Genomic DNA, 22,176 nt, shown 5'->3' on the forward strand with positions numbered 1-22,176 from the left:
TGTTATGAAAGTGTCGTTTGAGCAGTTAAAAAGTATGGTGGTGTTTGCACAAATTGTAGAGCAGGGTAGTTTAACCGCTGCGGCTAAGCATTTAGGTTTAACGCGTGCGGTGGCAAGTTACCATTTAAAAAAATTAGAAACCCAACTTGAAATTACCCTACTAAATCGCTCAACACGCACTATGGCATTAACAGAGGCGGGAGTGGCGTATTACGAGCGCTGCAGAATAATTACTGAGCAAGCCAATGCGGCAAATCAACAAATAGAAAATATAAAAAGTGAGCCTCAGGGGCTGCTCAAAATTAGTTGTCCGGTAAATGTAGGGATGCAATTAATAGTGCCTGCTATTAATAGCTTTAAACGCCAATACCCCAAAATTAACATAGACCTACAACTTAGCGATGATGTAGTTGATATTATAAAGCATGGTTTTGATTTTGCCATTCGTGGGGTGGCGCTAAGCGACTCTAATTTACAAGCAACGAAACTCACAACAATGAGTACCTGTATTTGTGGCTCGCCAGATTACTTTGCTCATTTTGGCAAACCTAAAAACCCTGTTGAGTTAGCTCAGCATCAATGGGTGGTGTATCAATTGGGCAGTAAAACGTTAACTCTTTCAAAAGAAGGTAAAAAACACGACATTACAATGCAAGGCGGTTTAAGTACCAATAACGCTGCTGCCCGTACTGCTTTTGTTGAAGCCGGGCATGGCATAGGCCGTATACCGCTGTACGATGCGTGGCCTAAAGTGCAAGCAGGGTTGCTAGAAATTATATTAGACGATTACAAAAGCAAAGATATTGAGCTTTATGGGGTGTTTCCGCCAGGCGCAGCAGGCTCTAAAAAATTGCGGCTATTTATAGATTATTTAAAAGCCTACTTTGTAAAACAACATACTGCTTTAGGCATGCTAAAAAACATTTAACATGAACGCTGGTTAAAAGATTTATTATCCAGCGTTTGGGTTAATTTAAACATCTAATTTATAAAGTGCGATTAAATAATGCCACAGCTTGTTGATACATACTTATTGCAAGCGCTGCGTCGTATCGCTCACCTTCGTCGCGCATAAAGGCATGTTGTGCGTTTACTTCTTGCCATTGGTAATTTATACCCGTATTAACGCATTGCTGATAAATTTTAGTGCGGCCTTCTTGCGGCACATGTGGATCTTGTTTACCCCATACAAAGTGAATTTCGCCTTGTATATCTGCCATACGTTCAAATGAGTTATTACCTGGTTTTGCCGGTAATGTATTACTGTGAATATCGGTTGCGTATAAACAAAATGCAGCTTTAATTTCAGGGTTTAATGCGGCTCTATATGCTAAATGCCCACCAATACATACACCCATTACACCAAGCGTACCTGTGCAATAGTTTTGTTGTTTTACAAAGTCGATCATGGCTTGGGTGTCGCTATCGTGATGCTCTAAAGGTTTAGCCCATTTGTCGGCATTACCTTTGTCTTTACCTGCGTCGTCGTAAGCGAGCACAGTGCCAATAGGATTTAACTCATGAAATACTTCAGGTACTAATACTACAAAGCCATGGCTTGCTAAAATAGCGGCGCTGCGGGCAATAGGGGCGGTTTGCTGAAAAATTTCAGAGTAAAAAATAAGTGCAGGAAACAACCCTTGCGCCTGAGGGCGGTATATAGTGGTTCGCATCAACCCTGTAGGGGTAGGCAAGTCGGCGTTATGTTGTTCGATGATCATAATTGCGCTCAGTTATATAAATTTATATGGTAACTGAGCGCGATAAAATATACGACTAGTTAAAGACTAGCAGGCATTTTATTGCAACTTGCGTAGTAGCTTACGGTTGCTGGCCAGTCGGAAAATATAGCCATTACGCCAACATCTTGCGCAAGTACATCAACTACTTTCATCATGTCGCCATCGTTATTTATTACATCAGCAATTGATTGATAATAATAGCCACCACCTTGGTTAAGTGGACCTGAGCGCTCAAGGCTCCATGCAATAAGCTCTAAGCCTGCAGCTTTAGCGGCAATTGCGTATTGTGATGGCACAATATTGCTTTCTTTATCTATTTTTAACATCATCCAAATAGGTGGGGCTAAAATTTTCACCCCATTAGTAACCAGTTCATCCATGCTAGGTTGCCATGTTTGTGGATTACTTGGATCGAACCCTGCATCGCTATCTCGCCCGTCAAGATAGACACTTTGATCAGCAAAATCAGGATTGTTGTTTATCCAATATTTTACGTCATCAAGATTAAATGATTGCGGGTATACTCGCGATGCCGGTATACCCATTTGCATGTATTCATCTAACATTTTTTGCGCGTATTGCTCTTGTGTCATGCCTTTAAAAGGCATGCTAACTTCTGGTGATTTAAGCTCAGGAGTCATTTTTACCCCGAGTGCTTTAAATAACGCAATACTTTGTTTATGCGTCATTAATGTGCCATTAGTTGCGTATAAGTCGGTGCGCCAATTGGGAGTGCCCTGCATATACTGCTTAGCAGTAGTTGCTTGCATGTTTGCACCATCCATTTTGCCTTTAAGCGTTAAAAACTCGCTCAAGCTAATGTCGCTAGTACAGCACTTTGCAGAGGCGGTTACTGCGTTTTCAGCGTCGGCGGGGATAAATGGTTCGCTGCATTTAGCCGCTAATTCAGGAATGGCTAAAATATTGGTTGTGGTGTGTAAATCGCATTGTGAATGGCGACATACAAGCTCATTATCGTTTGTAAATGTAACATCGCACTCTACAACACCTGCGCCCATTCTTGCTGCCGCAGTGTAGGCTTCTTTGGTATGCTCAGGGTACTGCATAGACGCACCGCGATGCCCAATTGAAAAGTCGGTGCGATAAAAAGGGCCTTCACTACACGATTCTAATTGTGCTTTTAAATCACCAGCGTCCATATCGTTAATTAAATAATAAGGACGCGTACCCAGTTGAGCATTTTGTTCGTTAATTAGTGTATTGCTACAGCCAGTAATAATAAAAATAAAACCGGCGACTAAAATTATTTTACCGAGCATTTAAAACAACTTTAAATTATTAAGATGCTGTAAGTGTAGCGCTATTTTATGGCACTTTTATTAAAGTATTGATTCACCAATAATGCAGCTAAAATAACTCCTGCACCAATAGTTAACCTGAATAAATCGGCATCTCTGTTCCAAATAAGCACATTAACAATAATACCAGCAGGGATCAGTAAGTTATTCATTACCGCCAGCGCCCCCACATTTACTAAGGTAGCCCCTTTGTTCCAAACAAAATAACCAAACCCAGACGCTACGATTCCTAAATAAATAAGCACGCTCCATTGAGTTGTGGTTGTCGGTAGTTTATCGGTATTGCCAAACAGCAGGTAGCACACTAAAGCAACGCACAAAGCGCCGATAAAAAACCAACCGAACACCGATTTGTGCTCAAGGGTACTGTTACTCATTAAGCGTTTATAGGCCACTTGGCCAATGGCAAAGCACAGGTTAGCCGCTTGGACTAATAATAAGCCAAGCAAAAAGTCGCTATTTATGCCTTCATACCTAATGGCTACCGCGCCACCAATGGCAATAATAGCAACAATAAAAAAGCGAGGGTTAAAGTGTTTTTCTAAAGCATCGTTTAGTAGGGTGATATAAAGCGGGGTCATTACTGTAAATAGTAGTACTTCAGGCACGCTTAAATATAAAAAGGAGTGATAGTAAAAGCTGTACATAGCGCCAAGTTGTACTGCGCCAATAAGCATTAATTTTAACGCCAATGGTTTAGGAGTCTGTTTAACCTTTAAAAACGGTAAAAAGATTAATGCAGCCAGTGCAATGCGGATTAGCACACTAAACCATGCATCAACTTGGCCTGCTAAATACACACCAATTAAGCTAAACGAGAACGCCCATAATAGGGTGACGGCAAACAAGTAAGCCATGGTTTTTATAACTCCAAATAAAACAACGAGTTTAACCTAGATAATAAAAAAGGGTAATAGTCCACTTGATAAAACAAGTGGACTAAAAAAGTAACTATTGTGAACTTACAAATTGCTTTGCTTGTAGTTTTAAATGCTCTAGCGCTTTTTTATTGTAGTAGCGGTTATGGCTAATAACGCCTTGTAATGATTGCGTGTTACGAATATCAACTAACGGATTGCGCGCTAAAATAATAATATCTGCCACTTTACCTACCTCTAAACTGGTAAATTGCTGCGTTTTACCTAAAAATTTAGGCCCAGCTATTGTGGCACTTTGTAGTGTTTGTAACGGGGTAAGCCCATAATCACTAAAAATAGCGAGTTCTTGATGCAACGACAATCCCGGATAAATATAAGAATTTAAAAAACCGGCGTCGGTACCTGCAATAATTGATACGCCAGCTTGCTGCACCCAAGGGAGTAATTTTGCCGTTTTTATAAAGCGCTCTTTTCGTTGTGTTATTTGCTCAGGGGTATCTTTATTTGCGCGATCAACTCGCCATTGGTAGGTGGCTTTTAATCCTTTGCCTAAATAATTTAGGTACTCGTCTTGTTGATGGTCGTTTTCATCAATGTAGGCCGTAATTTGGCCGCCAATTAAGGTAGGCACAACAGCGGTATTATTTTTTGCGAGTACGCGATATTTTTTCATTGCTGTGGCTTTGTCAACATGCTCAGTAATAATTGGCAGCGCACTGGAGTAGCTCAGTATACCTGATTTTACCTTAGCAGAAATTTCTTGTTCGTTATCGGCGGCGGCTTTTAACATGTAGGTCATATGCTCAATCGCATCAAGCCCTGCGTTTGACACATCGGTTACCGAAAGCGAAAAAGGAATATGCCCCGAAATTTGATAACCGCGCTTTTTAACTTCTTTTACTGCTTGTAAGTATAACTGTGGCGTTAAAGCGCTGTCGGTAATTTTAATAAAATCGACATTCATGGCCTCAAGTTTATCAATGGCGGCGTGCATTTCTGCGCTGGTTTCTACTTCTAAGTCGCCAGGCCAAATTGAGTCTTTACCTTCGAGCTTTGGTCCTGAGGTATAAATAGTAGGGCCTATTAATGTGCCTTGATTAATTTGCTCGCGCCATTGTAATACCGATTCACTTAAATCAGCGGCTGCATCGCGCACTGTGGTTATGCCATAGGCTAAATATAACGGCAGTAACTGTTTGTTTTCTGTTATTAGTTGCTCACCGCCGCCAAAGTGTACATGCATATCCCAAAGCCCAGGCATTACATATTGACCACTGGCATCAATTTGACTCGTAGCGCTGTAACGTAAATTTAGCTCATTGCCGCCGCGGGCTACAATAGTAGAGTTTTTGATAACAATGGATTGATTAGCCGTAATTTGCCCTGTCATCATATTAATTACATTGGCGTGGTTAATAATAATGTCGGCTTGTTGTTTTTGAGTCACTTGGTTACAAGCAGCTAAAATAAGCGTGATGGGGAGTATTAATATGAGTTTCATAGCGGCACCTGAATTTTTTATTCAGATTAACATAGTTGTTTAAAGTGGTATTTTCTTTGAGTTAAAAGGTTATAAAAGTGGGTTAAGTTAATGGCAATAAAAAAGCCCGCAAGCGGGCTTTTTAAAAGGTGTAAATTAGTTAACTAATTAGTCTACTAAACCACGGCGCTTAAGAAGTGCGTCGGTAGTTGGTTTTTGACCTCTAAATTCAATGTAGCTTTGCATTAAGTCGCGGCTATTGCCTTTAGATAGGATTTCTTTACGGAACTTATCGCCATTTTTGCGCGTTAAGCCACCGTTGTTTTCCATATGGGCAAAGGCGTCGGCTGCAAATACTTCAGTCCAAAGGTACGCGTAGTAACCTGCAGAGTAACCACCGGCAAAAGTGTGGCTAAAGTAGTTTGATTTATAACGCGGTGGTACAGGGTAGTAAGCAATACCATGTTTTTCTAGCGCGCTTTGCTCAAACTCTTCTACATCAGCTATTTTTTTATCAGAACCAAATGAATGCCATTCCATATCAAGCAATGCCGCAGCTAAGTACTCAGTAGTACCAAAGCCTTGGTTGAATTTTTGTGATTCTAACATTTTGTTAAGCAAGTCTTGTGGAATTGGCTCACCAGTTTTGTAGTGCTTAGCGTAGTTAGCTAATACAGTCGGTTCAATCATCCAGTCTTCATTTGCTTGAGAAGGAAACTCAACAAAGTCACGCGCTGTTGCTGTGCCCGCTAGGCTTGGGTACTTAACATCTGAGAATAAACCATGCGCCGCATGACCAAATTCATGGAACAAAGTAGATACTTCGTCAAACGTTAATAATGTAGGCTGACCTGCTGCTGGTTTTGGAATGTTTTGCGCGTTGTAGATAACAGGTTTAGTATTTTTTAAACCACTTTGTCCTACGTATGCACTCATCCAAGCACCGCCACGCTTACCTTCACGTGCGTATGGGTCCATGTAAAATAAACCAATTGCACTGCCATCAGCATTAAATACTTCAAAGGTAGTTACATCTTCGTGGTAAAGCGGTAGATCTTTACGTTCTTTAAAAGTAATACCGTATAGTTTTTCCATAGCGAAGAATAAACCATTATGAATTACCGATTGTAATTCAAAGTAAGGTTTAACTAGGGCTGGGTCTAGGTTGTACTTTTCAGCACGTACTTTTTCAGCGTAAAAAGCCCAATCCCACGGTTTAAGTTCAAAACTTTCGCCAGAATCGTTAATTACTTTTTGAATTGCTGCAGCTTCAATTTTTGCTTTTTCAACTGCTTTAGGTGCAAGGTCATCTAAAATGCCGTAAACATTTTCAGTGGTTTGCGCCATACGCGAAGTCATTACATAAGAAGCCCAATCTTTATAGCCTAAAAGCTCTGCTTTTTGAGCGCGAAGGTTGGTTTCTTTAATAATAATAGGGCCGTTAGTTTTAGCCGCACGCTTAGTTGAAGCTGTAAACACTTGCTCGCGTAAGTCGCGGTTTTCTAGGCTACTTAAAATTGGCTGCTGCGTGGTGTTTACTAAAGTGATCATGTAACCGGTTTTGCCTGCTTTTTTAGCTGCATCGGCTAGGCTTGCAATTTCGCCTTCAGAAAGACCGGCTAATTTACTTTTATCGGTAACAACAATTACATCTTCTTTAAACGATTTTAAAACGTTTTGCGAAAATGCCGTTGAAAGCTTAGCAAGCTCAGAGTTAATTTCACGCATTTTTGCTTTTTCAGCGTCGTTTAATTTGGCACCGGCTTTAACAAACTGTTTGTAGTAAAAATCAACAAGACGCTGATCTTCTGCATTTAGTTTGCTTTTATTGTCGTAAATAGTTTGTACGCGTTTAAATAATGCGCCATTTAAGTAAATATCGTCTGAGTGCGCTGAAAGTACAGGCGCCATTTTCTCATCGATACGTTGATATTCACTGTCAGAAATTAATCCTGATAAGTTATAAAATGCAGTAGATACGCGATTTAATAACTCACCCGACAGCTCCATTTCAACTAACGTATTTTTAAATGTAGCTGGGGCAGGGTTGTTAGCAATTGCTAATACTTGTGCTTTATGCTGAGCAATACCGGCATCGAAAGCAGCTTCGTAATCTTTAGTAGAGAACTTATTAAATTCTGGTGCCATATATTGTAATGGGCTTGATTTGAACAATACATTGTTTGCGTTAATGTTTTGCACTTGTGTAGCGCTCTCTTTTGCCATGTTGTTTGAATCGTTTGATGTACAGGCAGATAATACTAAAACACTAGCAATAGTAGTGGCGATCAATGTTTTACGCATAGTAACTCCATAAAAATATTAGCCGAAATAGGCTGTGCGAGTCGAAAAACACAGTTAACTTATCAAATTTAGAGTTATATACAATCATGTTTATCGGTATTAAGCGGGATTTAAACGCAAGTTAGCGAATAATAGAGGAAAAGGTGGGTAAAAGTAGCTCTAAATATAAACGTTTGAGCTACTTAGTTAAGTAAATAAGCAAAAAAAGTATCCAAATTTTAATTGTAACCTAGTACAAATTTTTTATCAGAGCTAAAGTTTACCGGTTGCTGTTGGCCAAATTCTTGATTAATAGTTGCCAGTGCTTGTTCTTGTTGAGCGAGTAAAGATAAAATTTTATTACGGTATTCGAGGCTAGTTTCAAATAAATTAAGGTCAACCTGCGGCTGCAAGGTTGCTAGTTTTTGAGCTAAAGTTAGTTGCGTCATAATGTTATCTCCAGTGCAAGTACACTATTTATATAGCACTAAGTACCATAAAAGGTTAGTTGATTGTATAAATTGATTTTATTCCCCTAATATTATGACGTGCTAAACTTAGCGAACCCTGAACCAGTTTTACTTTTATTTTAGACACACGTTTATAGAGCGGTATCTTCTTACTTATTTGGATAATAAATGACACTAGAACAATTAAATCAAATGCTTGCTTTTGTACTTTTTAGTTACAACGATGTGCAAATTACAGTGGTAAAAGTAATTCAGATCCCATTGATATTCTTTACTATGTGGTTTGTGGTTACTCGTATTGGTAAGTTAATAAAAAAATCATTACTTAAACGTAAAATGAACCCTGATGCGGTGCTATTGTTTACGCGAATTTATTTTATTTTAAGTATCGCAATTTTAATTTTCACTTCTTTAGAGGTGTTAAATATACCGCTTACCGCTTTTGCTTTTGTATCGGGTGCTATTGCGATAGGTGTTGGTTTTGGTGCGCAAAATATCATTAATAACTTTATTAGTGGCTGGATATTAATGTGGGAGCGACCAATTCGTATTGGTGACTTTTTAGAGGTGGGCAATGCTAAGGGCGTAGTTGAAACGATAAACACTCGCTCAACCCGTATTCGCCGTAACGATGGCGTACATATGCTAGTACCAAACAGCCAATTATTAGAAAACACAGTAACTAATTGGACGCTAATTGATCGTAATGCACGTACCTCGGTTAATGTGGGTGTAATGTATGGCTCAGATGTTGAATTGGTTGAAAAACTGATGCAACAAGTGCTTGCAGATCATCCGGCAATATTACCCACCTTACCAAAAGCGGTGTTGTTAGATGACTTTGCTGAAAGCGCGATGATGTTTAGTGCTTATTTTTGGGTGTATGCAGAGTCTGAAACGATGTTGCGCCAAGTTCGCAGCGATATTCGTTTTAGTCTTTATAAGCAGTTTAAGTTAAATAATATTAAAATTGCCTTACCACAACGTATTATTCATATTGATGATAAAAAATTCAATACGCCACTGTAATTAGCACCCATTAAATATAAAGAAAAGTGGCTTAGCATTTTGGTGCTAAGCCAACTGAATTAGCGGCTTTGATTTAATTTTTTTAATTTAAGCGCTAAACCAACTATAAGCGCGCCAAATACTATAGCGTATGCAGCAACTAACCAAAGCAAGGTTAAAATGCCTGCACCTGGGTTAAATACTAAGTACAGTCCAAATATTATAGAAATAAAACCACTAATAATTAAAATCCATTCGTTACTAATTTCATTACGTAACTTTTGGGCTAAAAATATTTCTACTACACCAATTGCAATCGCCCACGCAGCAACATAATAAAGTAACAATAAGGCGGTAAGGTTTGGTGCAAGTAAAGTGACAAAAGCGGCAATAATACTCAGTAAGCCACCAATTAATAATAGCATCCAAAAGGGATTTGATTTTTTTGATGTTATGGCAACCCAAACTCTTAATATGCCATCAAATAAAAAGTAGCCAGCAAAAACTAATAACATAACTTGCAACGACGCCTCAGGTGCAAACCAGGTTATTAAACCAAACAGTATGGCTATAACACCACGAAGTAAAAGTAACGACCAGTTTTTGGTGAGTGTATTCGTAAGATTCATTTTAATCCTTAAGTAAATAGTATGAGCGCCCAGATAAGGTAGCTATTGTTATTAGCAGGGTCAAACAAGTTTAATATCAAGTCTATATAGCATAACTTTAATTTGAAACAGGTCAAATGTCCGCTATTTTTGTTTTTTTAAAGGGTTTATTTTTAATTATTTTAAGAGATGTATTTTTTGCACAAATTGTTTTTTTATGTTTCTTTTATGCAGTAAAAGAGCGTCAGGGTGTTATAATATTAACCACTCATTCAGCCTCTTTAATTCGTTTTGCACTCTCGAGAAAGAGGTCCGCGTAGCGTATCGCGAAAAATTGCCTGAGTCCGCTATTGTAAGTGGCGCAACACATCAACCGTTGAACAAGAGTGCACTAAAAAGGTTAATCCCCGACATGAAAGCAATGAAAAGATCTACGTTAGCAACCCTAGTAAATGCAGCGTTACTCTCTGCCGTAGCAGGCACTTCATTTTCTACTATTGCTGCTGAGCAAGCGCCAGCGGTAAAGAAAAATCAATTAGAAGTTATTCAAGTTACTGCTCGTAAACGTGTAGAAAATGCACAAGAAGTACCAGTAGCTGTTTCTGCACTGCAAGGCGATAGCTTGGATGCTTACAGCTCTGCTGGTATGGATATTCGTTTTATGAATGCGAAAATCCCAAGTTTATCAATTGAGTCTTCATTTGGTCGTTCATTCCCACGCTTTTATGTACGTGGTTTAGGTAATACAGATTTCGATTTAAACGCATCACAACCGGTATCATTGGTTGTAGATGAAGTAGTACAAGAAAACGCTATTTTAAAAGGCTTTCCAGTATTTGACGTTTCACGTGTAGAAGTACTACGTGGACCACAAGGTACTTTGTTTGGGCGTAACACGCCTGCGGGCCTTGTTAAATTTGATTCAGTAAAACCAAGCCAAGAATTTGAAGGTTACGGCTCGGTATCTTACGGTAGCCGTGGCGCTGTAGATTTTGAAGGTGCGGTAGGCGGTGGTTTAACTGACCGTTTATCAACGCGTGTATCAGTACTGTGGCAAGATAAAGACGATTACATTGATAGTCGTGCTCCAGGGTTTGAACAAAAAGACGCGCTAGGCGGCTACACAGATAAAGCAGCCCGTATTCAGTTTTTATACGAAGGCGATGACTTCACTGGTTTATTTAACTACCACGTGCGTGATATGGACGGTAAACCAATTGCCTTCTTTGGTAATTCTATCAAGCCAGGTACTAACGATTTAGTTGATGGCTTTGAAAATGACGTGGTTTACCACGATGCGGCATCACGTGCGACGCAGCAAGTTGAGTCAGAAGGTGCGAGCTTAAAGCTTGAGTGGGATTTTAATAATCACACATTAACCTCTATTTCGGCGTGGGAAAGTGCAGAAATATATTCTCGTGCAGACATTGACGGCGCTTATGAGACAGGTTTTAGCTCAGCAGAAAGTGCTGATGGTATTCCAGATCATGATCAGTATACCCAAGAGTTACGCTTATCAAGCAACTTTGCTGGCGATATAAACTACCAAGTAGGTGTGTTTTACTTTGATGAAGCGCTGACAATTGAAAATTTCAGCTATAATACGTTTTCATCACCTGCGGGCAATCAAACCGGTTATGTAATACAGCAACAAGATACAAAAGCATGGGCGGTATTTGGCTCAGTTGATTACACGATTAGCGATGATTTAAAAGTAACTGCAGGTCTGCGTTATTCAGACGATGAAAAAGAATTTTCTGCAAACCGTACTCAAAGCCCAATTGGTGCTGGTCCGCTATCTAGTGGACTCATCAATGTAAGTGATGACCATATTAGCTGGGATATTTCAACAAGCTATAAAGTAAATGATGACGTAAACTGGTACACACGTATTGCTAATAGCTTCCGTGCACCTAGCTTACAAGGGCGTATTTTATATGGTAATGATGTAACTACCGCAGAAACAGAAACGGTAACCTCATACGAAACAGGTATTAAGTCAGACGTACTTGATGGTCAAGGTCGTGTTAACGCCACTGTTTTTTACTACACAATGAATGACCAACAGTTAACAGCTGTAGGTGGTGGTGCTAACTTTAACCGTTTGTTAAATGTCGATAAAACCACAGGTTATGGTTTTGAGCTAGATTCTGAGTGGGTGTTAAGTGATGAGCTAAATGCTACATTCAACTTAAGTTATAACAAAACTGAGCTTAAAGATGACACGCTTAGCATAGCAGCTCCAAGCCGCCCAACGTTGACAATTACTAACCCAGTAGTAAATGGTAAAGTATTACTCGATGGTAACAGCTTACCGCATGCTCCAGAGTGGATTTCTAACTTCACATTACGTTATACCAAAGAGCTAGCTGATGGTGAATTCTTTGCTTATGGCGATGTTTCTTATCGTAGCAAAATTAACTTTTTCTTATATGAATCAGTTGAGTTTGAAGGTAAGCCGCTTGTTGAAACTGGCTTACGTGCCGGTTACGCATGGGCAGATGGCGACTATGAATACCAAGTGTCAGCATTTGTGCGTAACTTATTTGACGAGCAACAATCTATTGGTGGCGTAGACTTCAACAATAATACTGTAATGGTTAATGAAGAGCGTTACGTTGGTGTAGAGTTTAAAGTTAACTTCTTTTAAGCTTAAACACTAATAGTAAAAATACTACAGAGCCCGCTTTTATAGCGGGCTTTTTCGTTTATATTCATTAATATTACTGCTAAAGTAGCGTTAATTGATTTGCAAAATAAAGAGATGAAAAATGGCTGGATTTTGGAACTACCGAGTGATTTTTTGTGAAGCCACAAAAGATGAAGCAGCGCAGTATCAAATACATGAAGTAGAATATAACCTTAATGGTAAAGTAACTAATTGGTCTGAAACCGGAGCAGCTCCTTTTGGTACATCGCTTGATGAATTAAAAGCTGATTCTGAGCGATTAAAAACAGCGTTTGAAAAACCTGTTTTAAAAGTGGCGCGTAAAGCGCGTGGTTATGAGTTGGTTGATGTTGAAACAGGTGAAGAAGCCACTGGTGAGCCACCGGCGGGTTTAACGGAGTAATTTATAAACATATTAAAGGCGCTTAGGCGTCTTTTTTAGCGCTGTGATAAGGAATAAAAATGACTTTAAAAGCAGTATTATTTGATATGGATGGCACGTTAGTCGACTCTGAAAGCATGCACTTTGCATGTTGGAGCCAGGTACTTGCGCCATTTAATGTAAACTACGAAGAGGGTGAGTTTTGTCAGCGTTTTTCGGGGCGGCCAACGCTCGAAGCTGCAAGTGAAATAAAGCAACAGCATAACTTATCGGTTAGCAGTGACTATTTAGCCGATGAAAAATACCGTTTATTTGCACAATATGTAAAAACCAATTTACCAGCACTAATGCCTTTTGCAGAACAAGCATTAATAGCGGTTAAAAGCAGCGGCTTAAAAATGGCGTTAGTAACAGGCAGCGCTCGCCACGAAGCAGAACCAATATTTAAAGGGCTTGGCTTTTATGATCTATTTGACGCAGTAGTCACTAAAGATGATGTTATTAATCCAAAGCCAGCCGGAGATCCTTACTTATTAGCACTCAAGCAGATAAATGTAGCTGCTAAAGATGCCATTGCAGTAGAAGATACCTTTACCGGAGTAACTGCAGCAAACGACGCCGCTGTAAGTGTTGTGGCGATTGCTAATAGCCATACGCAAAACCATGATTTTAGCCAAGCCAGTTACCGTATGGATGATCTGCAAGAGTTTTGGCAATGGCTGCAATTTCAACTATAGTTTAAGCCACATTACCTTGCTTGGACGCGCTGATGTTTTATATAAAATTAATTACTTTAATCACAGCAGTACTTTTTAGCTCTATTGTGAATGCAACATTGCCCAAGGTGCTGCTTGCTAAAGTGTATGATGAAACTAAGCACAGCGATGTAAGTAACTATTTAGTCAGCGAAAAGTTTGATGGTGTAAGGGCAATTTGGACAGGTGAACAGTTTGTCACTCGGCAAGGTAATGTAATAAACGCGCCAGAATGGTTTACAGCGCCCTTACCAAAAGTATGGCTTGATGGTGAACTGTGGACTAAACATCAGCACTTTGCGGTGCTCAGTGGCATTGTGCGTACTAAAATCCCTAACAATCATGATTGGCAAAGTATTACGTATCAAGTATTTGATATGCCTGATGCAGACGCGCCTTTTAGCCAGCGCTACAATAATTACAACCGCCTTGTTACGGGTTTAAATTCACCTCATATAAAAGCTGTTAAGCAGCATCAGTTTACTAATAACCAATTATTAACTAACTATTTTAAAAATATAACAGCGCAAGGTGGCGAAGGCGTTATGCTGCATTTAGCAAGCGCAAAACATGCCGATGGGCGCAGCGATGCGCTATTAAAATTAAAGCCCTACTTAGATGCAGAGGCAATAGTGATTGCATACCTACCGGGTAAAGGTAAATACCAAGGCATGTTAGGAGCGTTAAGAGTAAAAACAGCGCAAGGGCAACTGTTTTCAATTGGCACCGGATTTAGCGATGCCGAGCGCGAAAGCCCGCCAGCATTGGGTAGCACCATTACTTATCGATTCCATGGTTTAACAAAAAATGGCTTACCTCGTTTTGCTAGTTTTTTACGCGTGAGAGAGTCACTCTAACAGTTATTCAGCCCTATATGAGTATATATTTATTGCTAGGTATGCTAAATTGCGCGGCCTTTTTAGTGATGTATGGTGATATATGTTTGTTGGTTTTGATTATGGTAGTTCTAATTGTGCTATGGGTGTAATGAACGAGGGTAACGTTCAATTAGTGCCGTTAGAGCAAGGAAAACATTACCTACCTTCAACACTTTATACCCACCATAGTGCGTTGGTAGTTGACTATGTTGCCAAGCATTTACAAGGTAGCAGCGATGAGCTTGCGTTTAAAACTCAGCGCCAAGCATTGCTAAATTCATTACCACGAATTAAATCTGACTTAGATTTACACCCCACAGACGAAACCTTATTTGTTGGCCGCGAAGCAATTAGCGAGTATGTGCAATTTCCTGAAGAGGGTTATTTTGTTAAATCACCAAAATCATTTTTTGGCGCTACAGGTTTAAAACAAGGACAAATTAACTTTTTTGAAGACATTGCCACCGCAATGATTTTAAAAATAAAACAACGTGCTGAGCAATCACTAAGCAAAACGTTAACCCAAACCGTTATTGGTCGTCCGGTTAACTTTCAGGCGGTAGGCGGTGAGGAGTCAAATCAGCAAGCAATTGGTATTTTAGAGCGCGCTGCGAAACGTGCCGGCTTTAAAGATGTAGCATTTTTATACGAGCCACTGGCGGCCGGTATTGATTACGAGAGCAATTTAACACAAAACCAAAAAGTACTGGTTATTGATATTGGTGGCGGTACCAGCGATTGCTCGTTTGTGCAAATGGGGCCAAGCTTTCGGGATAAAAGTGACCGTGACGCTGACTTTTTAGCTCACAGCGGTAAGCGTATTGGTGGAAACGATTTAGACATAGCTTTAAGTTACTATGGCTTGATGCCGCTTTTAGGCTTAGGCAGTACGTTTAAATCAGGGCTACCTTTGCCTAATCAAGCTTTTTGGCAAGCCTGTAAAATTAACGATGTAAACTTACAAAGCCAATTTTATAGTGCTAACCATTATAGAGAACTTAGCGCACAATTGCGTGATGTAAGCGCGCCAGAGCTATTTAAACGATTAATACATTTGCAGCAAAATAGGCAAGGGCATCAATTAGTACAACAAGCTGAGGCTGCTAAAATAGCATTAACTTCAGCCACTAATTATAACTGCGATCTTAGCTTTTTAGATGCGTCATTAAGTAAAGATGTTTCAGTCAGTGATTTAGCATTAGCGGTAGATGATAGCATTAGCCAAATAGTCACTTTAGCGAAGCAAGCTATAAATGATGCAGATACTACGCCCGATGTTATTTATTTAACCGGTGGTAGTGCACAGTCGCCTCTTATTAAAGCGGCGCTTAGCCAACATTTAGGTGATATTAAAATGGTTAATGGCGATCACTTTGGTAGTGTAACCGCCGGCTTAACTAAATGGGCTAGCATGCTTTACAGCTAAGCCATTAAATATTAAATATCTATTTGTCGGGTTGCTAAATACTTTTCGTAATCTGGCAAGGTGCGCTCAAGCTCAACATTCATTAATGGCGAGCTTAGGAGCATGTCAGCACTTACTTCATTACAGGCTACTGGTATGTTCCACACTGCCGCTAAGCGTAGTAGTGCTTTTACATCTGGGTCGTGGGGTTGCGATGCCAGCGGGTCCCAAAAAAACACCAGCATATGTATTTCATGCTCAGCAATTTTAGCCCCTAATTGCTGATCGCCACCCATTGGGCCGCTAAGCAATTGAATTACATCTAGCCCTGTGGTTTTATTGATTAAATGCCCTGTGGTGCCTGTGGCATATAATGTATGCTCGCTCAGTGCGTTTAGGTGTTTTATACACCATAATTTTAAAGCCGCTTTTTTACCATCGTGCGCTACTAGTGCAATATTTTTTTTAGCCGGTAGCGATTGTATTTTTTGGTCCATAAAAAATTCTTTTTATTGTTAAAGTAATAAGTTAATAGCAAGGGCAATGAAAACAATGCCGGTGATCCTATCTATCCAAGTTTGGCTATTTGGGTTATCTCTAAAAAAGCGCGCAATTTTATCGCCAAAATAAATATAAGCGCAATCAATCGGAAAAGCAAAAAGCGGATACAGCAAACCAAAAAAGGCGAGCTGAAAAGTAGCCGAAGAAAGTGCTGGATCAACAAATTGTGGAATAAACGCGATAAAAAATAATGCCACTTTAGGGTTAAGTACTTCGGTCATCATGGCTTGAAACATTACATTTTTACTTTTCTTCGTAGTTATATGTGGTTTGTCTGATTGCTCAATAGGCTCTTTTATAAAAGTGCTTTTAAGCATCATTATCCCTAAGTAGCACAAATAAGCAGCGCCTGCATATTGCACTGCACTATAAGCTACCTCAGAGGCTTTAAGTATGGCGGTTAAGCCAACAACAGCAAAAAATGTATGTACTACTCCACCGAGGGCAAAACCAAACGCACTTTGCATTCCTGCCGTACGGCCATTAGCAAAGGTTTGTGCCATTAAAAAGGCATTAGAAGGCCCTGGGGCCACCGCAATTAAAAAGCTAGCCAGTAAAAAAGAAACTAAAAAATCAGGGTTTATCATGATCAGCCTTGAGTTGGGTGTAAAGCATGTCCTTTTTTACTTATTAAAATAAGCCAAAGAGGAAGTAACAATAGTAAATGAAAGGCTATTAGCCATGGTGTAGTTAACCCTAAAAACTGTGTTGCAAACACTAATATACTCGCACCACTCATTTGCATTGCGCCAAGTAGCGCTGAAGCGGTTCCGGCTTGTTTTGCAAAGCGAGAAAGTGCCATACCAGCTGCTGAGCCTAAACTTAAAGCAAAACCAAGTGCAGCAATAAGCATAGGTAACATAAGTGCCAGCGCGGTTTGTATGGTGCTAAGCGCAAGCATTAATAACCCCGAAAAAATCAATAAACCAACCCCAAGACGCAAAGCACGCTGGCTATTATTTTTAATATACATAGGCGCTATAAAACTCGCCACAATGCTACATACCGCATTGAGTGTAAACCAAAAAGTAAAGTCAGCAACTGTACCGCCTAAGTGAGTAATTAACCAACCCGGCGCAAGTGTTACGTACACCAGTATTGCCGACATTGCGACCATACAAAGTAAGCTATTAAATAAAAATATAGGAGTGCTAATAATGGGCATAAAACGGCGTAAATCTAAAATATGGCCTTGATAGTAGCTGTCTGCTGGGCGTGTTTCTTTAAAAAATAATAAGGTTATAACTAAGCCAAAAATGGCAAAAAAAGTTAAAAATAAAAAATTCATCCGCCAGCCAAACTGCACGGTTAACCATGCCCCTAAAATGGGCGCTAATGCTGGAATAAAACAAATAATACCATTTAAATAAGTGATCATTTGCCCACTTCGCTGTGCACCGTATTTATCACGTACTATGGCAAAAGCAACCACAAAAGTGGCACATGCTCCTAATCCTTGTAAAGCACGCGCGAGCAGCAATATATTAAATGAAGGAGCGTAATAGGCTAACAAGGCAGAGCCCGCATACAGGCTAATACCAATGACAGCGACCGGTTTACGACCAAACTTATCGGCAAGGGGGCCTGCAATTAATTGCCCTAAGCCTACAGTGAGCATAAAAATAGCAACACTTTGTTGTACTTGCTGCTCTGAAACAGCAAATTGCTCAGCAATAGTTGGAAATGCAGGTAGGTAAATATCAATAGCCATAGGGCAAAAAATAACGAGTAACGCTAATATAAGTAATAAAGTTAAGTTTGGTTTAGCGGGCTGTGTTTGCATTAGTTCTCCTTTTGTCGCGTATTTTAGGGGGGGACTAATAAAAAAGAAAGGGCTTATGACCCTTAGTATCGTCGACATTGATATTTTTTAATTTAAATAACATGAACTCTGGGTAATAAATCTATCTCAAGCAGCTATTTTCAGCGCTAACTGCGCTGAATTTACTTGCAATAGATCAGCAGTTGACGCGTAAATTCGCCTTATTGTCACTGAAAATCACTGGTTAGAAAAAATAAATTTAAATATAACTATGATTCAATACGTTAGTAAATCTCTTCACCAAAGTTAAGGTTAAATAGCTAAAAGGGACTTTTAAAGACACTACCTCAAACTGGTCTGATGTGTTACTTTTGCAAAAGAATAAACGATGGAAAATAATAATGAGCAATAAATCTTCAGTTTTAACAGCATGGCGCATTGTTAAAAAGCTACCCTTTGGGCACTGGCTATTTACTAAAATAGTCTGTTTTAAAGCGCCATACTTTGGCTCGATGAAGCCTTACATACTTAATTTAAAAGCAGGACATTGTAGTGCGCGGGTTAAAAACCGGCGTAGGGTTCATAATCACATAGGTACAATACATGCAATAGCGCAGTGTAATTTGGCCGAGTTATGTGCTGGAGTGATGGTGGATGCCACGGTACCGGTTAAAACTCACCGTTGGATCCCAAAAGGTATGACGGTACGGTATTTAGCTAAAGTAGATACCGATGTAACCGCTATTGCAGAGATTGATTTACCGCACCAGTGGCTAGATAAAGAAGACTTAGTGGTGCCAGTAAAATTATATAATACCCGCAATGAACTAGTATTCACTGCAGATATTACTATGTACATTACAGCTAAAAAGTAACTAGCTTTTATTAGGGGCTTGTTTATTTACGAATGACAAGCCGATATCGTCCTCGTTAATTAATGGTTTTACATCGCTCACCGGCTTTGACTCATCATTAATGAGTGTTAAGTTTTCTTTTTCAAAGCGCTGTTTTAAATTACCTTCAATAATTGCACCAGCTTCTATACTAAGCGTATCGTGAAAAATATCACCATGCACATGAGCGTTATTTTTAATGTTAACTTCACTGGCATTTAATGAACCAATTATTTTGCCCTTAACAATCACGCTTGTCGCTTCTACAACACCCTCAACTACGCCTGTAGCGCCAATTACTAAGTGTGCTGCTTTTATGTCGCCATCAATGCGGCCATCAAGTTGTACTTCACCTTGGCTTATTATTGACCCGGTAAGGCGCATATCTTCTGAGATTATAGAAGGTGCGTGATTTACACGTTTTAATGGAGAGTCGTTTTTAATTTTCTTTTTTTTACCAAACACGAGAGAGCGCCTTTGTTATTTTAAGAGGATTGACATGCTTGCCATCAATAAGCACTTCATAATGTAAGTGAGTGCTGGTACTTCTGCCGGTGCTGCCCATTAAGCCTATTACATCGTGCTTAGTGACTGCTTGGCCTTTTTTTACTTTAACTTTATTTAAATGACCAAAGCGAGTGACTAAGCCATTTTTATGTTCAAGTTCTATAAAGTTACCATAACCGCCATTGCGCCCAGCGCGCAGTACAGTACCGTCGGCAGGAGCAAATATTTCAGTTTTATGCCAGCCGGCTAAATCAACGCCCTTATGAAAGGCGCGGCGACTGTTCATTGGATCTTTTCGCAATCCAAAGTTGCTAGAAATATAATACTTTGCAGCTGGCAGCGGTAAGGTATTAGGCAGTTCATTTAAAAAGTTTTCTAAATTATTTAGTAGTAATAATTTATCGGCAATAGCTAAAAATGTGCCAGGAATTTTTGCTTCATCGAATACATCTAACGGACCACCTTGAGCGGTTGTTTGCTCGCTTAATGCTAAATGTTGCGCTAATGCAGACTCTAGCCCTGCACCTTTAAGCATGGCTAAAATGGCGTTATGACGTTGGGTAATTTGACTTTCAAGCGATAAAAAATTTTGCTCGTAGTATTGATTTAGCTGTGCATAGCGAGCAGCGAATGTACTAGGGGGCGTATTTTGCACCTGTTTACTTTGAGCGCTGTCATCGACTAAAGGTTCATGAAACTCGCTTTGCTCTTCTTCAATAGGAGATTCAAGTTCGTCACCCAGCTTTATAACATCTTTACTAAGAGAAGCAGGAAGAGATTCGATCATGCTTTGGAGTAAAGCTTGTTTTTGTTCAAGCTCAGCTAATTGTGCTATTTGTTCGTCATGGCGTGTTTTTTGCTCGCTGACTTGCTGTTGCCATTGTTTTTGCTCATCGAGTTGAGTTTGCTCAATATCTGATATTTTTGTAGTTTGTGAGTAAACCCGAAAGCTCGAAATACTTACCCAACTAAGAGTAACTAATACAAGTAATACGATAAAAACTTGCAGCCAAGGCGCCAAAACCACATGCTTAACTTCACCATTTTGGCGAATAAGTAGTTGACGAGAGGGAAAAAACTGTTCAAAAAAAGACTTTATAAATATAGGCATGACACATAAATACTGGCTATTAACCAAGCTAAGATAGCAATTTGAGTTTAAAAAGCTAGAAAAAAATTGTAACTATGACTGAATTAATAAAAAAGGACGGCAATAAATGCCATCCTTTTTAGCAAAACAATTTATTCTTTAAATTATTTTGCAGCGAGTACAGTACTCTCTACACAGCCAAAACCAATGCGTGCGTAACCTTCTTTTTCACACCAGCCACGCATAATAACGTTATCGCCGTCTTCTAAAAAGCTACGTTGTTGGCCATTGCTCAGCGTGATTTTTTCTTTACCACCACGAGAAAGCTCAAGTAACGAACCCGCTTCTTCATGGGTTGGGCCAGATTGCGTACCCGAGCCCAGCATATCACCTGGCATAAAGTTACAACCATTCACAGTATGGTGCGTTACCATTTGCGCAACTGTCCAGTATGAGTGCTTAAAGCTTGAGGTTGATACACGCGTTGGTGTATGACCTTCATCACGCATTTGCTGAGTTTGAATTTTTACATCCATTTGAATATCAAACGCGCCTTGTTCACGGTTCGCTTTAGATTCTAAATAATCCAATGGTTGTGGATCGTTTTCATCTCGTGTCCAGCTTGTTCTAAATGGTGCTAGCGCTTCAGTTGTCACTATCCAAGGAGATACCGTTGATGCAAAGTTTTTAGCTAAAAACGGCCCTAACGGCTGATATTCCCACGCTTGTAAATCACGTGCTGACCAATCGTTAAATACACAAAAGCCAAATACATGGTTTTCAGCATTTTCAATCGCTATAGCATCACCTAACGCGTTACCTTTACCTAAGTAAATACCTACTTCTAGTTCATAATCAAGGCGTTTACACGGGCCAAACGATGGTACTTCAGCATCTGGCGCTTTGGTTTGGCCTTTAGGGCGATGAAATTGTTGGCCCGATACACCAATAGATGATGAGCGACCATGGTAACCAATAGGTACCCATTTATAGTTAGGTAGTAGTGGGTTGTCTGGGCGAAACAAGCTACCCACAGCAGTTGCATGGTAAATAGAGGTGTAAAAGTCGGTGTAATCACCAATGCGACACGGCAATGCAAACTCAATATCAGCCTGTGCAATAAGCGCTTCGCTTAATTTAGCCTGATGCTCAGAGCCTTCACGCAGCGCTTTAGATAATGCTAAACGCAGTGCTGACCAATATTGCTGCCCAAGGCTCATAAATTCATTTAATGTTGTGTTACTTGCAGCAGCAATGGCTGTTTGCGCATCACCACTAAAAATAGCGAGTTCATTTAGTTTTGCTAAATCGATAACCTGATCGCCAATAGCGACAGCGCCACGAAAAGCTTCGTTGCTATTTTTACGACGAACTTCAGCAAAAGGTAGATTTTGAATAGGGAAGTCGCAATCTGCAACGTTTGCAGAGGCTACCCAGCTTGTTAAATTTATATCATGGGTTTCGTTAATTAAACTCATTACATTTCC

At 39.8% G+C, this 22,176-nt stretch carries 21 protein-coding genes and 1 other annotated feature; of the genes, 8 read left to right on the forward strand and 13 right to left on the reverse strand.

Annotation, left to right across the window (positions count from 1 at the left end):
- Positions 1 to 4 precede the first annotated feature (4 nt).
- Positions 5 to 928 (forward strand): LysR family transcriptional regulator, encoded by a 924-nt coding sequence (locus CIK86_RS02715; RefSeq protein WP_011328846.1) that lies wholly within the window; start codon positions 5 to 7, stop codon positions 926 to 928.
- Between the two features lie 58 nt (positions 929 to 986).
- Here the strand turns inward: CIK86_RS02715 and CIK86_RS02720 are convergent, their stop codons facing one another.
- The 6 genes from CIK86_RS02720 to CIK86_RS02745 all read right to left on the reverse strand — a co-directional run bounded on the left by CIK86_RS02720 (position 987) and on the right by CIK86_RS02745 (position 8,151).
- Positions 987 to 1,721, reverse strand: coding sequence for a dienelactone hydrolase family protein (locus CIK86_RS02720; protein WP_086998829.1), 735 nt, complete (start codon positions 1,719 to 1,721; stop codon positions 987 to 989).
- Positions 1,722 to 1,780: 59 nt separating this feature from the next.
- Positions 1,781 to 3,022 carry a glycerophosphodiester phosphodiesterase family protein gene (locus CIK86_RS02725; RefSeq protein ID WP_086998832.1) on the reverse strand — a complete coding sequence of 414 codons (1,242 nt, stop codon included), beginning with the start codon at positions 3,020 to 3,022 and terminating at the stop codon, positions 1,781 to 1,783.
- A gap of 41 nt (positions 3,023 to 3,063) precedes the next feature.
- Entirely contained in the window at positions 3,064 to 3,918 is an 855-nt protein-coding gene (locus CIK86_RS02730) for a carboxylate/amino acid/amine transporter (protein ID WP_086998834.1), read from the reverse strand.
- 94 nt (positions 3,919 to 4,012) lie between these two features.
- Positions 4,013 to 5,440, reverse strand: coding sequence for an amidohydrolase family protein (locus CIK86_RS02735; protein WP_086998837.1), 1,428 nt, complete (start codon positions 5,438 to 5,440; stop codon positions 4,013 to 4,015).
- A gap of 147 nt (positions 5,441 to 5,587) precedes the next feature.
- A complete protein-coding gene (locus tag CIK86_RS02740) occupies positions 5,588 to 7,723 on the reverse strand; it encodes a M3 family metallopeptidase (protein WP_086998839.1) in 2,136 nt (711 codons plus the stop codon).
- A 218-nt stretch (positions 7,724 to 7,941) separates the two neighbouring features.
- On the reverse strand, positions 7,942 to 8,151 hold the full coding sequence (locus CIK86_RS02745; RefSeq protein ID WP_011328840.1) for a hypothetical protein: 210 nt from the start codon (positions 8,149 to 8,151) through the stop codon (positions 7,942 to 7,944).
- Positions 8,152 to 8,340: 189 nt separating this feature from the next.
- Between CIK86_RS02745 and CIK86_RS02750 the strand changes: the two genes are divergently transcribed.
- On the forward strand, positions 8,341 to 9,201 hold the full coding sequence (locus CIK86_RS02750) for a mechanosensitive ion channel domain-containing protein (RefSeq protein ID WP_086998842.1): 861 nt from the start codon (positions 8,341 to 8,343) through the stop codon (positions 9,199 to 9,201).
- A gap of 59 nt (positions 9,202 to 9,260) precedes the next feature.
- On the opposite strand, the gene CIK86_RS02755 is transcribed toward CIK86_RS02750, so the two are convergent.
- Positions 9,261 to 9,809 carry a DUF308 domain-containing protein gene (locus CIK86_RS02755; RefSeq protein ID WP_086998845.1) on the reverse strand — a complete coding sequence of 183 codons (549 nt, stop codon included), beginning with the start codon at positions 9,807 to 9,809 and terminating at the stop codon, positions 9,261 to 9,263.
- Between the two features lie 391 nt (positions 9,810 to 10,200).
- Here CIK86_RS02755 and CIK86_RS02760 point away from each other — a divergent pair, with 391 nt between their 5' ends.
- From CIK86_RS02760 to yegD, 5 genes are all read left to right on the forward strand, one after another.
- Positions 10,201 to 12,438: a TonB-dependent receptor gene (locus tag CIK86_RS02760; RefSeq protein ID WP_086998848.1), complete on the forward strand. Its 2,238-nt coding sequence runs from the start codon at positions 10,201 to 10,203 to the stop codon at positions 12,436 to 12,438.
- Positions 12,402 to 12,496: a sequence feature (Trp leader region), on the forward strand. It overlaps the preceding gene by 37 nt.
- A 63-nt stretch (positions 12,497 to 12,559) precedes the next feature.
- The gene (locus CIK86_RS02765) at positions 12,560 to 12,859 is read left to right on the forward strand and encodes a hypothetical protein (RefSeq protein ID WP_011328836.1); all 300 of its coding nucleotides are present in this window, start codon (positions 12,560 to 12,562) and stop codon (positions 12,857 to 12,859) included.
- Positions 12,860 to 12,918: 59 nt separating this feature from the next.
- The gene (locus CIK86_RS02770; protein WP_086998851.1) at positions 12,919 to 13,575 is read left to right on the forward strand and encodes an HAD family phosphatase; all 657 of its coding nucleotides are present in this window, start codon (positions 12,919 to 12,921) and stop codon (positions 13,573 to 13,575) included.
- A gap of 32 nt (positions 13,576 to 13,607) precedes the next feature.
- Positions 13,608 to 14,450: a DNA ligase gene (locus CIK86_RS02775; RefSeq protein WP_086998854.1), complete on the forward strand. Its 843-nt coding sequence runs from the start codon at positions 13,608 to 13,610 to the stop codon at positions 14,448 to 14,450.
- 82 nt (positions 14,451 to 14,532) lie between these two features.
- On the forward strand, positions 14,533 to 15,897 hold the full coding sequence (yegD, locus tag CIK86_RS02780; protein WP_086998857.1) for a molecular chaperone: 1,365 nt from the start codon (positions 14,533 to 14,535) through the stop codon (positions 15,895 to 15,897).
- Between the two features lie 11 nt (positions 15,898 to 15,908).
- Here the strand turns inward: yegD and CIK86_RS02785 are convergent, their stop codons facing one another.
- From CIK86_RS02785 to CIK86_RS02795, 3 genes are read right to left on the reverse strand one after another with little or no spacing between them, the layout of a single operon-like run.
- Positions 15,909 to 16,373 (reverse strand): methylglyoxal synthase, encoded by a 465-nt coding sequence (locus CIK86_RS02785; protein WP_011328832.1) that lies wholly within the window; start codon positions 16,371 to 16,373, stop codon positions 15,909 to 15,911.
- Positions 16,374 to 16,391: 18 nt separating this feature from the next.
- Entirely contained in the window at positions 16,392 to 17,024 is a 633-nt protein-coding gene (locus CIK86_RS02790) for a LysE family translocator (protein ID WP_011328831.1), read from the reverse strand.
- Positions 17,025 to 17,026: 2 nt separating this feature from the next.
- Positions 17,027 to 18,220, reverse strand: a complete 1,194-nt coding sequence (locus tag CIK86_RS02795; protein WP_011328830.1) for a multidrug effflux MFS transporter — start codon at positions 18,218 to 18,220, stop codon at positions 17,027 to 17,029.
- Positions 18,221 to 18,600: 380 nt separating this feature from the next.
- On the opposite strand from CIK86_RS02795, the gene CIK86_RS02800 reads away from it, so the two are divergent.
- Entirely contained in the window at positions 18,601 to 19,074 is a 474-nt protein-coding gene (locus tag CIK86_RS02800; protein WP_058373868.1) for a hotdog fold domain-containing protein, read from the forward strand.
- On the opposite strand, the gene CIK86_RS02805 is transcribed toward CIK86_RS02800, so the two are convergent.
- From CIK86_RS02805 to fahA, 3 genes are all read right to left on the reverse strand, one after another.
- On the reverse strand, positions 19,075 to 19,557 hold the full coding sequence (locus CIK86_RS02805; RefSeq protein WP_086998860.1) for a polymer-forming cytoskeletal protein: 483 nt from the start codon (positions 19,555 to 19,557) through the stop codon (positions 19,075 to 19,077). It abuts the gene before it with no gap.
- The gene (locus CIK86_RS02810; RefSeq protein ID WP_086998862.1) at positions 19,547 to 20,710 is read right to left on the reverse strand and encodes a M23 family metallopeptidase; all 1,164 of its coding nucleotides are present in this window, start codon (positions 20,708 to 20,710) and stop codon (positions 19,547 to 19,549) included. The genes CIK86_RS02805 and CIK86_RS02810 overlap by 11 nt, the downstream gene beginning before the upstream one ends.
- A gap of 143 nt (positions 20,711 to 20,853) precedes the next feature.
- On the reverse strand, positions 20,854 to 22,167 hold the full coding sequence (fahA, locus tag CIK86_RS02815; RefSeq protein ID WP_086998865.1) for a fumarylacetoacetase: 1,314 nt from the start codon (positions 22,165 to 22,167) through the stop codon (positions 20,854 to 20,856).
- Positions 22,168 to 22,176: the final 9 nt, after the last annotated feature.

The organism is Pseudoalteromonas sp. JB197, from assembly GCF_002332205.1.
In the GTDB taxonomy this organism is placed as follows: domain Bacteria; phylum Pseudomonadota; class Gammaproteobacteria; order Enterobacterales; family Alteromonadaceae; genus Pseudoalteromonas; species Pseudoalteromonas nigrifaciens.

Coding starts and splice junctions, on each gene's coding strand:
- CIK86_RS02715 (WP_011328846.1), top strand. CDS start 5: ATGAAAGTGTCGTTTGAGCAGTTAAAAAGTATGGTGGTGTTTGCACAA.
- CIK86_RS02720 (WP_086998829.1), bottom strand. CDS start 1,721: ATGATCATCGAACAACATAACGCCGACTTGCCTACCCCTACAGGGTTG.
- CIK86_RS02725 (WP_086998832.1), bottom strand. CDS start 3,022: ATGCTCGGTAAAATAATTTTAGTCGCCGGTTTTATTTTTATTATTACT.
- CIK86_RS02730 (WP_086998834.1), bottom strand. CDS start 3,918: ATGGCTTACTTGTTTGCCGTCACCCTATTATGGGCGTTCTCGTTTAGC.
- CIK86_RS02735 (WP_086998837.1), bottom strand. CDS start 5,440: ATGAAACTCATATTAATACTCCCCATCACGCTTATTTTAGCTGCTTGT.
- CIK86_RS02740 (WP_086998839.1), bottom strand. CDS start 7,723: ATGCGTAAAACATTGATCGCCACTACTATTGCTAGTGTTTTAGTATTA.
- CIK86_RS02745 (WP_011328840.1), bottom strand. CDS start 8,151: ATGACGCAACTAACTTTAGCTCAAAAACTAGCAACCTTGCAGCCGCAG.
- CIK86_RS02750 (WP_086998842.1), top strand. CDS start 8,341: ATGACACTAGAACAATTAAATCAAATGCTTGCTTTTGTACTTTTTAGT.
- CIK86_RS02755 (WP_086998845.1), bottom strand. CDS start 9,809: ATGAATCTTACGAATACACTCACCAAAAACTGGTCGTTACTTTTACTT.
- CIK86_RS02760 (WP_086998848.1), top strand. CDS start 10,201: ATGAAAGCAATGAAAAGATCTACGTTAGCAACCCTAGTAAATGCAGCG.
- CIK86_RS02765 (WP_011328836.1), top strand. CDS start 12,560: ATGGCTGGATTTTGGAACTACCGAGTGATTTTTTGTGAAGCCACAAAA.
- CIK86_RS02770 (WP_086998851.1), top strand. CDS start 12,919: ATGACTTTAAAAGCAGTATTATTTGATATGGATGGCACGTTAGTCGAC.
- CIK86_RS02775 (WP_086998854.1), top strand. CDS start 13,608: ATGTTTTATATAAAATTAATTACTTTAATCACAGCAGTACTTTTTAGC.
- yegD (WP_086998857.1), top strand. CDS start 14,533: ATGTTTGTTGGTTTTGATTATGGTAGTTCTAATTGTGCTATGGGTGTA.
- CIK86_RS02785 (WP_011328832.1), bottom strand. CDS start 16,373: ATGGACCAAAAAATACAATCGCTACCGGCTAAAAAAAATATTGCACTA.
- CIK86_RS02790 (WP_011328831.1), bottom strand. CDS start 17,024: ATGATAAACCCTGATTTTTTAGTTTCTTTTTTACTGGCTAGCTTTTTA.
- CIK86_RS02795 (WP_011328830.1), bottom strand. CDS start 18,220: ATGCAAACACAGCCCGCTAAACCAAACTTAACTTTATTACTTATATTA.
- CIK86_RS02800 (WP_058373868.1), top strand. CDS start 18,601: ATGAGCAATAAATCTTCAGTTTTAACAGCATGGCGCATTGTTAAAAAG.
- CIK86_RS02810 (WP_086998862.1), bottom strand. CDS start 20,710: ATGCCTATATTTATAAAGTCTTTTTTTGAACAGTTTTTTCCCTCTCGT.
- fahA (WP_086998865.1), bottom strand. CDS start 22,167: ATGAGTTTAATTAACGAAACCCATGATATAAATTTAACAAGCTGGGTA.